Annotated in this window: 9 protein-coding genes; 7 read left to right on the forward strand and 2 right to left on the reverse strand. The window is 70.2% G+C overall.

Going from position 1 to position 10,416, the window contains the following annotated elements; all coding sequences use genetic code 11:
- The first annotated feature begins 20 nt into the window (after window positions 1-20).
- Entirely contained in the window at window positions 21-986 is a 966-nt protein-coding gene (gene meaB, locus M8445_RS11520) for a methylmalonyl Co-A mutase-associated GTPase MeaB (protein WP_273987900.1), read from the forward strand.
- Complete coding sequence (locus M8445_RS11525; protein ID WP_273987901.1) at window positions 983-1,513, forward strand: isoprenylcysteine carboxyl methyltransferase family protein; 531 nt, start codon at window positions 983-985, stop codon at window positions 1,511-1,513. The genes meaB and M8445_RS11525 overlap by 4 nt, the downstream gene beginning before the upstream one ends.
- A gap of 42 nt (window positions 1,514-1,555) precedes the next feature.
- Here M8445_RS11525 and M8445_RS11530 read toward each other — a convergent pair whose 3' ends face one another.
- Window positions 1,556-2,092: a hypothetical protein gene (locus M8445_RS11530; protein ID WP_273987902.1), complete on the reverse strand. Its 537-nt coding sequence runs from the start codon at window positions 2,090-2,092 to the stop codon at window positions 1,556-1,558.
- Window positions 2,093-2,281: 189 nt separating this feature from the next.
- Between M8445_RS11530 and M8445_RS11535 the strand changes: the two genes are divergently transcribed.
- Entirely contained in the window at window positions 2,282-3,505 is a 1,224-nt protein-coding gene (locus tag M8445_RS11535; protein WP_273987903.1) for an MFS transporter, read from the forward strand.
- A 90-nt stretch (window positions 3,506-3,595) separates the two neighbouring features.
- Here the strand turns inward: M8445_RS11535 and M8445_RS11540 are convergent, their stop codons facing one another.
- Entirely contained in the window at window positions 3,596-4,645 is a 1,050-nt protein-coding gene (locus M8445_RS11540) for an LLM class flavin-dependent oxidoreductase (protein WP_273987904.1), read from the reverse strand.
- Window positions 4,646-4,781: 136 nt separating this feature from the next.
- On the opposite strand from M8445_RS11540, the gene glcF reads away from it, so the two are divergent.
- The 4 genes from glcF to cpdB all read left to right on the forward strand — a co-directional run bounded on the left by glcF (window position 4,782) and on the right by cpdB (window position 10,400).
- Window positions 4,782-6,059 (forward strand): glycolate oxidase subunit GlcF, encoded by a 1,278-nt coding sequence (gene glcF / locus M8445_RS11545; RefSeq protein WP_273987905.1) that lies wholly within the window; start codon window positions 4,782-4,784, stop codon window positions 6,057-6,059.
- Window positions 6,060-6,108: 49 nt separating this feature from the next.
- The gene (locus M8445_RS11550) at window positions 6,109-7,536 is read left to right on the forward strand and encodes an FAD-binding oxidoreductase (protein WP_420704091.1); all 1,428 of its coding nucleotides are present in this window, start codon (window positions 6,109-6,111) and stop codon (window positions 7,534-7,536) included.
- Between the two features lie 82 nt (window positions 7,537-7,618).
- On the forward strand, window positions 7,619-8,266 hold the full coding sequence (locus tag M8445_RS11555) for an FAD-binding oxidoreductase (RefSeq protein ID WP_273987907.1): 648 nt from the start codon (window positions 7,619-7,621) through the stop codon (window positions 8,264-8,266).
- Between the two features lie 247 nt (window positions 8,267-8,513).
- Window positions 8,514-10,400, forward strand: a complete 1,887-nt coding sequence (gene cpdB / locus M8445_RS11560; RefSeq protein ID WP_273990895.1) for a 2',3'-cyclic-nucleotide 2'-phosphodiesterase — start codon at window positions 8,514-8,516, stop codon at window positions 10,398-10,400.
- Window positions 10,401-10,416: the final 16 nt, after the last annotated feature.

A 10,416-nucleotide genomic window follows, 5' to 3' on the forward strand; every position in this document is an offset into this window, starting at 1 on the left:
CGTTCCGGCCGGGGCAGGCCGTGACCGCCCCGCTGCCCCCGGCCGGAAGCCCGCCGCCCACCGACCTGCTCGCCCGCTACCGCGCCGGGGACCTGCGCGCCCTGGCTCGCGCCGTCACGCTGGCCGAGGCGGGCCTGCCGGGCGCGCGGCCCCTGCTGCGCGCCGCCCGTGAACGCACCGCCCGTCAGGGGGGGCGGGCCGTGGTGCTGGGCGTGACCGGCAGCCCCGGCAGCGGCAAGAGCACCCTGACCGACGCCCTGATCGCCACACTCCGCGCGCGTGGGCAGCGGGTCGCGGTGCTGGCCGTGGACCCCAGCAGCCCGTACAGCGGCGGCGCGATCCTCGGGGACCGCATCCGCATGCTGCGCCACCACGCCGACGCGGGCGTGTTCGTGCGCTCGCTCGCCAGCCGGGGCGCGCTGGGCGGCCTGTCCGCGCGGACCATGTCTGTGCTGTCCCTGCTGGAAGGCGCGGGCTTCGACTGGGTGATCCTGGAAACCGTGGGCGTCGGGCAGTCCGAGGTGGACGTCGCCGCCGCCTGCGACCACACCCTGCTGGTCCTCACGCCGGCCGGCGGGGACGGCGTGCAGGCCTTCAAGGCCGGGATCATGGAGATCGCAGACGTGATCGCCGTGAACAAGGCCGACCTGCCCGGCGCCGCCCGGACCGTCCGGGAACTGATGGCCGCGCAGGGCCTCGGCGCGCACGACGAGCACACCTGGATGGCCCCCATCCGGCAGACCATCGCCTCGAAGGCCGACGGCCTGGACGCCCTGATCGACGCCGTCGAGGCGCACCGCGCGCACCTGGGCGAGAGCGGCCTGCTGGCCCGCCGCGAGGCCCGCGCGGAATTCGAGGTCCGGTCCCTGGTGCAGGAGCGGCTGCTGAGACTGGCCCGCGAGCGCAGCGGCGACCTGTACGCCCGCGTGGCCCGTGGAGAACTGAGTGCCGACGAGGCCGCCGACACCCTGCTGGAGCAGGCGTGAAGGCCCGCCCGCTGGCCGGCTGGCTGCTGGCCTTCCTGACCGCACAGCGCCTGCTGGAACTGCGGGTCGCGCGCCGCAACGAACGCTGGGCGCGCGAGCAGGGCGCCGCAGAGTACGGCCAGGAACACTACCCGCTGTTCTTCGTGCTGCACCCCGCCTGGATGGTGTTCACGTTCCTGGAAGGCCGCGCAGGGGGCGGGCGCGTGAACGTCCCGGCGCTGCTGCTGTTCCTGCTGGCCCAGCCGCTGCGCTACTGGGTGATCCGCACGCTGGGCCGCTACTGGAACACCCGCATCCTGATCGTGCCCGGCGGGCAGCGCGTCACGGGCGGCCCGTTCCGCTTCCTGCGCCACCCGAACTACGCGGTGGTGGCGCTGGAACTTGCCGCCGCGCCGCTCGCGGTGGGCGCGTGGCGCACCGCGCTGGCCTTCACGCTGCTGAACGCCGCGCTGCTGCTAGGCATCCGCATTCCCGCCGAGGAACGCGCCCTCGCGCACTACCGGGCCGGGCAGCAGGAACAGCCGTAAGATGGCCCGCACTGGCCTGAGCCTGGGCTGACGGTCCTGCGCTCAGGCGGTCTGAGGGAAACGCCGCTCGAACACCAGTCCGGTGGGCGTGTCGGCCAGCAGGACCGGCGTCACGACCGGAAGGCCCTGCAATTCCATGCGCACGCGTCCCGCGTCGTTGGTGTGGGCCACGCCCGCCGCGACGGCCCGCATGGTCCAGCCCTGATGGGTGGCCGCCAGCATGACTTCCAGTTCACTCAGGCCGCTCTGCAACTGGGGCGTGAACAGCACCGCGCGGGCGGGCCGCGCCTGATCCCGCAGTTCATCGCTGATCTGCGGCCAGTCAGGTGCCGTGAGGTGCATGTGACCGGACGGTTGCCGCTCGGCTTGCACCACGAACGCGCCCCGCAGGTCGGCCACGGCGACAGCCAGGGGGGCTGCGCCCGGCAGGACCAGCGCCACGTCGAAATCCGGCAGGACCGCGCTGAAGTAATCCGCAGCGTCCTGCACGTCCCGGTCGCTCAGGCGTAACAGGGACTCCCGCACCCGCTCCGGGCTGGGAAGCGCACGGGCAATGGCGGCGCGGAACACTTCAGTCATACCCGCAGAGTAATGCTGCGTCCCTTGCAGCACTGTCACAGGTGACCGCCAGAGCTTCATCAACCGTTGACCCACCGCACCCTCCCGGCCACACGGAATCCGCATCATGGCCGGTCAGGCCGGACATCCCGGCCGCTGTGGGGAACCGGCCTGCCACCCGCAGCGGCCGGGCGGAGTACCGTGCAGAACATGTCGGCCCCCGTCCCCGCACCACCCACCCGTCCGGCCGACCCCACCAGTGGCCGCGCACCCGGCACCGCTACCACCGTTGCGGCCCGGAACGCCGCCGCCATCGCCGTGGCCGTCACCGCCGGGCACTTCATCAACGACGCCTACAGCGCCATGCTCACCCCCCTGACCCCCGCCCTTCAGAGCAAGTACGGGGTAAGCATCGCTGCCGTCACCCTGCTCACCAGCGTGTACTCGCTGACCAGCAGTGTCCTGCAACCCCTGCTGGGCATCATCGGCGAACGCCTCGACCGCCGCTACGCCGCCGCGCTCGGCCCCCTGATGACCGGCGTCGGCCTGACCCTCATGGGCTTCATCCCCTGGTTCGGCGCGCTGATTCTGCTCGTCGCGGTCGCCGGACTCGGCAGCGGCTTCTTCCACCCGGCCGGTGCCGCGTACGTCGCGCAGCACAGCCCCCCCGACAAACGCGGCCTGTGGGCCAGCCTGTTCAGCGCGGGCGGCACCGCCGGCATGGCCCTCGGCCCGGTCTTCGCCGGGGTGGGCCTCACTCACCTGCCGTGGTTCGCGCTGATCGGCGTGGTCGTCGCCGCCATCACCTTCGCCGTCACCCCCAGCGGCGTGCAGAAGGCGAAGCGCATCCCCATGCGCGACTACGCCGGCATCTTCCGGGGGCCGCTGGTGTGGCTGTGGGCCATGGCTGTCCTGCGCTCACTGGCCAGCATGGGGTACAACGCCATGCTGCCGTTCATGCTGCTGGCGCGCGGGTACGGCGCGCGCGAGGTTGCCATCACGCTCGCCGTGTACTCGGTCGCCAGTGCCATTGGCGGCATCGTCGGCGGACGGCTCAGCGACCGCCTGGGCCGCGTGACCATCCTGCGCGGCGCGATCCTCACCACCATCCCCTTCTTCGCCGCGCTGATTCTCTCCAGTCCCGAGAACTGGTGGTTCTACCCCCTGACCTTCATCGTCGGGGCCGCCGTGAACGCCAGCATTCCCGTCGGCGTCGTCACCGCGCAGGAGTACGCGCCAGGGCACGTCGCGGTCGCCAGTTCGATCATGATGGGCTTCTCCTGGGGCTTCGCGGGCCTCCTCGTGTTCCTCGTCGGCGCGCTGGCCGACGCCACCAGCCCCACTACCGCCGCGCTGGCCGCCCTGAGCCTCCTGATCCCCAGCGCCCTCATTGCCGCGCGCCTCCCGGAACCGCAGAAGGTGCAGTTCAGCTGAGCGGCGGCCGGGCCTGATGCGGACTCCATATGACAGCAGGGTGGGTCCTGAGACATTCCTCGGGACCCACCCTGTTCTGCCCCCGGCTTGTCAGGCGGGTGCGAGTTCCCGCGTTTCCTGCGCGCGAACGGCGTCCATGACGAGTTTCAGCGTGTCGCGGCGCTGGGCGGCGTCGGGGATGTTCAGGCTGACGATCACCTCGTCGGCGGCCGCGTCGCGGGCCAGGGCGTGCAGGCGTGCGGCCACACTCTGCGGGTCTCCGATGATGGCGCGGCGACGCATGGAGTCAGCCAGCACGCGTTCCTGCGGAGTGTACGGGTACGCTTTTGCCTCGGTGACGGTGGGGTAGGGGGCGCTCTCGCCGCGCGTGAGGCGCAGGAACATCAGGCCCAGCGGCAGGCTGAGTTCCTCGGCCTCGGCGGCGGTGGGGGCAGTGACGACGCTCGCGGCGACGATCACGCGCGGCTCCGGGAAGGATTCCGAGGGCTGGAACGCGGCCCGATAGGCGTCGGCGGCGGCGCGGGCCTGCGCCGTGTCCGGGTTGATGTGCCACGCGAACGCCAGTCCCGCCCCGGCCTTGGCCGCCACATGCGCGCCGTAGCCGCTGCTGCTCAGAATCCACAGCGGCGGGAACAGCCCCTCGCCCGCCGGGGCCGCCACGGTGCCCGCGAAGGGGTGCCCGGCCGGGTACTGCCCGGTGCCGAAGGCGATCAGGTCCGAGAGTTGCCGCTCGAACGGTTCATCCATCAGGCCCTGCGCGCCGCGCAGTGCGCGGGCCGTGCGGCCGTCCGTGCCCGGCGCGCGCCCCAGGCCCAGGTCCACCCGGTCCGGCGCGAGGGCCGACAGCAGCCGGTAGCCTTCCGCCACGCTCAGCGGCGCGTGATTGGGCAGCATCACGCCGCCCGAGCCCAGGCGGATGCGGCTGGTGCGCTGCGACGCCGCCGCCAGCACCGCGAGCGGCACGCTGGAAGCGAGTGCGCCCATGTTGTGATGCTCGGCCACCCAGTACCGCTCGAACCCGGCGTCCTCGGCGGCCTTCGCGTACGCCAGCGCCGCCTCCACCGACTCGGCCGCGCTGGACCCCAGCGGCACGGGAACAAGGTCGAGCACGGACAGCGGCAGGGGAGAGGAAACACTCATGCCCGGCAGTCTGCGCCTGCACGCGCCGCGCAACCCTGCCCACCATCACGAACCGGCACCCCCCTAGCCCACAGCGCCCGCGCGCCCAATCCTCCCGCCCAGCCGCGCCTATCCTGTACCGCATGAGGTTCCACGCTTGAACAACGACATTCCCGTGCAGACCCTCGGCGGTCAGGGCGAGGTCATGGCGCACGCGGTCGACGCCTGCGTTCACTGCGGCTTCTGCCTGCCCGCCTGCCCCACCTACGCGCTGCTGGGCGACGAGATGGACAGTCCGCGCGGCCGGATCGTCCTGATGAAGGAGGTGCTGGAGGGCGGCCTGCCCCTGATGGACGCCGCGCCGCACCTGGACCGTTGCCTGGGCTGTCAGGCCTGCGTGACCGCCTGCCCCAGCGGCGTGCCATACGGCGAACTGATCACGGCGTTCCGGGGTTGGAGTGAGCCGCAGCGCCAGCGCAGTCCGTTTGACCGGGCCAAGCGGGCCGCGATCCTGAAGATCCTGCCCGCCCCGAAGGTGTTCAGCGTGGCGGCCCGCCTGGGCCAGTTCGCCAAGCCGCTGGCGCCGGTGCTGCCCGCCGCGCTGCGCAGCCCGCTGGACCTGCTGCCCGAACATGTGCCCGCCATGCAGCCCAGCGCCGACTTCACGCCCGCGCGCGGCGTGCGGCGGGGACGGGTGGCGTTCCTGGTCGGCTGCGCCCAGCAGGCCCTGACGCCCAACTTCAACGCCGCGACCCTGCGTGTCCTGAGCCGCAACGGCATCGAGGTCGTCATTCCCGACGGGCAGGGCTGCTGCGGCGCCGCCGCGCTGCACACCGGCGCGCGGGACGAGGCGCTGAAGCTGGTGCGCGCCAACCTGAACGCCTTCAACCCGGACGACTTCGATGCGATCCTCTCGAACGCCGCCGGGTGCGGCGCCGGCCTCAAGGAGTACCCGATGGTCCTGCACGGCGAGAGCGACGAGGCCCGCGCGCAGGCCTTCGCCGCGAAGGTCATGGACATCAGCGAGTACCTGGGCGGCCTGCTGGCCGACGGCACGCTGGAACCCACCCTGCCCGCCAGCCGCCCCCTGAAGGTCGCGTACCACGACGCCTGCCACCTCGCCCACGCGCAGGGCGTCCGCGCCCAGCCGCGCGACCTGCTGCGCGCCATCCCCGGCGTCACCGTCCTCGAAATCCCCGAGGGTGACCTGTGCTGCGGCTCGGCCGGCACGTACAACCTCGAACAACCCGAACTCGCCACGCAACTCGGCGAGCGCAAGGCAAAGAACATCCTCTCCACGCACCCCGACCTGATCGCCAGCGGCAACATCGGCTGCCACACCCAGATCCAGAGCCACGTGCGCCGCCAGGGCGACCGCGCGCCCGTCATGCACACCATCGAGATTCTCGATCTGGCGTACCGGGGGGAACTGTGAAAGGGGATAGGGGATGGTTGATGGTTGATGGAGGGGTGGGCTCGTGAGCATGGAGAAACTCGCGCTGACCACTAATTCCCGTGCTCGCAAGCCTGCCTCGGCGGGGGGGGCGCACAATGCCCTGGCCGCCGACCTCACGCGCCTGCTGGGGCCGCGCAAGGTCCTGTCGAACCTGTCCGAACGCCTGAACTACCGCTATGACGCCATTCAGTTCGGTGCCACGCCGCTGGCCGTCGTGCTGCCCGAAAGTACCGAGGACGTGGTGGCGGCCGTGCGGGCAGCGCGCGCGGCGGGCGTGCCCATCGTGGGGCGCGGCGCGGCCAGCGGCCTGTCGGGCGGCGCGGCCCCCACGGAACCCGGACTGGTGATCTCTTTCACGCGCATGACCCGCCTGACCATCCACCCTGATCGGCGTGAGGCGCAGGCGCAGGCGGGCGTGATCACCCTGGCTGTCAGCGACGCCGCCAGACCGCACGGCCTGATCTACCCGCCGGACCCCGCCAGTTTCCGCACGAGCACCATCGGCGGGAACCTCGCGGAGAACGCGGGCGGCCCCATGTGCTTCAAGTACGGCGTGACCGGCGATTACGTCCGCGCCCTGAGCTTCGTGGACGCAGACGGCGAGCTGCACCACGTCACCCGCGACGCCTTCGACCTCGCCGGACTGCTGATCGGCTCCGAGGGCACCCTGGGCCTGATTACCGAAGCCACCCTGCGCCTGATCCCGCCCGCCACGCACACCCGCACCCTGATGGCGCACTTCCCCGAGGTCGGTGCCTGTGCCGAGGCCGTCAGCGCCGCCATCGCCGCCGGGGCCGTGCCCAGCAAACTGGAATTCATGGACCGCGCCTGCACGAACGCCGTCGAGGACTACCTGAACCTCGGCCTGCCCAGAGGCGCCGAGGCCGTGCTCCTGGTCGACACCGACGGAGACGACCTGGACACCGTGCAGGACGAACTGCAACTCGTGGCCGACGCCTGCGAACGCGCCGGGGGCACCGTGCGCCGCGCCGCCACCGACGCCGAGGGGGCCGCCCTGTGGCGCGCGCGGCGCAGCGTCAGCCCCGCGCTGGGCCGCATCCGCCCGCAACGCATGAACGAGGACATCGTCGTGCCCCGCTCGGCCCTCCCGGACGTGGTCCGCGAGATCCGCGCGCTCGGCGACGCCAGCCCCTTCCGGCTCGTGCAGTTCGGGCACATCGGAGACGGCAACCTGCACCCGAACATCCTGTTCGACCCCCGCAAGGAAGACACTCACGCCGTGCACGACCTCGCGCACGAGATCGCCCTCGTCGCCCTGCGGCACGGCGGCGTCCTGAGCGGCGAGCACGGCATCGGCTCCATGAAACGCGACTTCATGACCGACGCCGTCGACCCCGGCACCCTGAAGGCCCTGTGGAACGTCAAACGCGCCCTCGACCCGCACCTCGCCCTGAACCCCGGCAAGATCCTTCCTGCGGAAGGAGTGGACGGTTGATGGGTGATGGTCAATGGAACCAGCGCGGCCGTTCGTCCATCTCCTTTCAACCATCAACCATTCACTCCGCCGGAGGCCGCCCATGACCATCCTTGACCTGTCCCCCGGCGATCAGACCATCACCGTCAGCGGCGACACCACCCTCCCGGAAGTATTCGCCACGCTGCCCGCCGGCCTGTACCCGCCGTTCCCGCGCGTGAACCTGCCCGGCACGGTCGGCGACCTGATCACGCGCGGCGGCTTCGGGCAGACCTTCCCGTTCGCGTCCGACATTCTGGGCGTCACCTTCCGCGCCCCCAGCGGCCGCGTGATCCGCGCGGGCGGCCGCACCGTGAAAAACGTGCAGGGCTACGACCTGACCCGCCCGTTCGTGGGCAGCTTCGGCCTCCTGGGCGAGGCGCTGGAGGTCACGCTGCGCCTGCGCCCCGGCCTGAGCACCGGGCACATCGTCCACCCCGGCCCGCTGGCCCCCACCGCCGCCCGCTTCACCTGGGCTGCCCCGGACGGCACGCACGTCGTGCACTTCGGCCATGAACGCGAGGTCCGCACTGCCCTCGACCTGCCCGGCGCGGTCCCTGTCACCACCCCGCCCGACTACACTCCGCTGTTCCCCGGCGGCATGGGCGTCGCAGAAGACGGCCCCCTGCGCGACCTGCGCTTCGCATGGCACGACGGCGCGGCTCACCCCACCCCGCCCGCCCTGTTCACCACCCTGGCCGCCAGCCTGTAATACGCACTCCGGTTGAAAGGTTTGCAAAGGCTTTCAACCGGAGCGGACTCGTAGAGCTGGGGCGCAGAGCGAGCAGGAGAGAAACGCCCCTCCAGGCGTGGAGTTGGCAACCCGGTACATTGGCGGGTTGTCAACGGAACAGACGGCATCCGTATAGCACCACCCACCGGCCTATCACCCGTGGTCGGCAGATACACCCCTGACTCTTTTCGCTATTCTTGACGGCGTGCTTAAAAACATCTCCCTGATGACGGCCCTGCTGCTCGGCGCAGCCGGCGCCCAGACCGTCGACCTCCGCATCCTCGAAACCACGGACCTGCACACCAGCGCCCTCGGTTACGACTACTACCAGGACAAACCCACCGGGGAATTCGGCCTGGAATACACGGCCACCCTCATCAACAACGCCCGCAACGAGAAACGCAACAGCCTGCTGTTCGACAACGGCGACCTCATCCAGGGCAACCCCCTCGGCGACTACGTGGCCCGCATCAAGCCCCTCCAGGACGGCCAGATGCACCCCATGCACGCCGCCATGAGCGTCCTCAAATACGACGCCGCCAACCTCGGCAACCACGAATTCAACTACGGCCTGCCCTTCCTCAAGCAGATCATCGACGCCGCCCCCATGCCCATCGTCAGCGCCAACACCTACGTTGACGACGGCACCGGCAAACCCGGCGCGAACGCCTTCAACCCCTACCTCATCCAGCGCCACACCGTCTACGACACCAATGGCCGCCCCTACATCATCAACGTCGGCGTCATCGGCCTCCTGCCCCCCCAGATCGTCCAGTGGGACAAGAGCAACCTCGACGGCAAGATCGTCACCGCCGACATCGTCGAAACCGCCCGCAAATTCATCCCCCAGATGAAAGCCCAGGGCGCCGACATCATCGTCGCCATCGCCCACAGCGGCATCACCGCCGACTACACCCCTGGCCAGGAAAACGTCGCCACCGAACTCACCAAAATCGCCGGTATCGACGTCGTCCTCTCCGGCCACAGCCACCAGGTGTTCCCCGGACCCGTCTACAAGAGCATCCCCGGCGCCGACATCACCAAAGGGACCATCAACGGCAAACCCGTCGTCATGGCCGGCTTCTGGGGTAACGACCTCGGCATCGTCGACCTGAAACTCGACTACGACCGCAAAACCCAGAAGTGGACCATCAAGGACAGCGCCGCCCTCGTCCGCCCCATCTGGGACGCCGCCGCCAAGAAAAACCTCGTCACGCCCGACCCCCGCATCGCCAGGGCCGTCAAAACCGCCCACGAAGGCACCCTCGCCTACGTGCGCGGCAAGGTCGCCGACCTGACCGCCCCCATCAACTCCTACTGGGCCCTCGTGCAGGACGACCCCAGCGTGCAACTCGTCAACAGCGCCCAGACCGCCTACGTCAAGGCCGCCCTCGCCAGCACCCAGTACAAGGACCTCCCCGTCCTGTCCGCCGCCGCACCCTTCAAAGCCGGCGGCCGCGCCGGAGCCAGCTACTACACCGACATCCCCGCCGGCACGCTCGCCATCAAGAACGTCGCCGACCTCTACGTGTACCCCAACACCGTCCAGGCCGTCCTCATCACCGGCGCGCAGGTCCAGGAATGGCTCGAACGCAGCGCCGGCCAGTTCAAACAGATCGACCCCGCCAACACCCAACCCCAGGACCTTGTCGACACCAGCTTCCCCACCTACAACTTCGACGTGATCGACGGCGTCAACTACGAAATCGACGTCACCCAACTCAACCGCTACAACGCCAAAGGCGAAATCGCCAACGCCAGCGCCCACCGCATCAAGAACCTCACCTACCAGGGCAAACCCATCGACCCCGCCCAGCAGTTCGTGATCGCCACCAACAACTACCGCGCCAGCGGCGGCGGCAGCTTCCCCGGCCTGACCGGCAAGAACATCATCCTCGCCGCCCCCGACGAAACCCGCCAGGCCCTCATCGGCTACTTCAACCAGCAGAAAACCATCAACCCCACCGCCGACGGCAACTGGAAACTCACCTCCATCCCCGGCGCCACCCTCCTCTACACCAGCAGCCCCAACGCCCAGAAATACCTCCCCGCAGGCGCCACCCTCACCAAAACCCGCGAAGACGGCTTCGCCGAATACAACATCAAGAACTGAACGCAACGAAGCACAA

The sequence above is a fragment of the Deinococcus aquaticus genome, from assembly GCF_028622095.1.
Classification (GTDB): Bacteria; Deinococcota; Deinococci; order Deinococcales; family Deinococcaceae; genus Deinococcus; species Deinococcus aquaticus.

What these genes read in the sequence shown, in the direction of transcription:
- M8445_RS11540 (WP_273987904.1), bottom strand. Translation starts at nt 4,645, where the DNA reads ATGAGTGTTTCCTCTCCCCTGCCGCTGTCCGTGCTCGACCTTGTTCCC.
- M8445_RS11535 (WP_273987903.1), top strand. Translation starts at nt 2,282, where the DNA reads ATGTCGGCCCCCGTCCCCGCACCACCCACCCGTCCGGCCGACCCCACC.
- M8445_RS11550 (WP_420704091.1), top strand. Translation starts at nt 6,109, where the DNA reads ATGGAGAAACTCGCGCTGACCACTAATTCCCGTGCTCGCAAGCCTGCC.
- M8445_RS11555 (WP_273987907.1), top strand. Translation starts at nt 7,619, where the DNA reads ATGACCATCCTTGACCTGTCCCCCGGCGATCAGACCATCACCGTCAGC.
- cpdB (WP_273990895.1), top strand. Translation starts at nt 8,514, where the DNA reads ATGACGGCCCTGCTGCTCGGCGCAGCCGGCGCCCAGACCGTCGACCTC.
- M8445_RS11530 (WP_273987902.1), bottom strand. Translation starts at nt 2,092, where the DNA reads ATGACTGAAGTGTTCCGCGCCGCCATTGCCCGTGCGCTTCCCAGCCCG.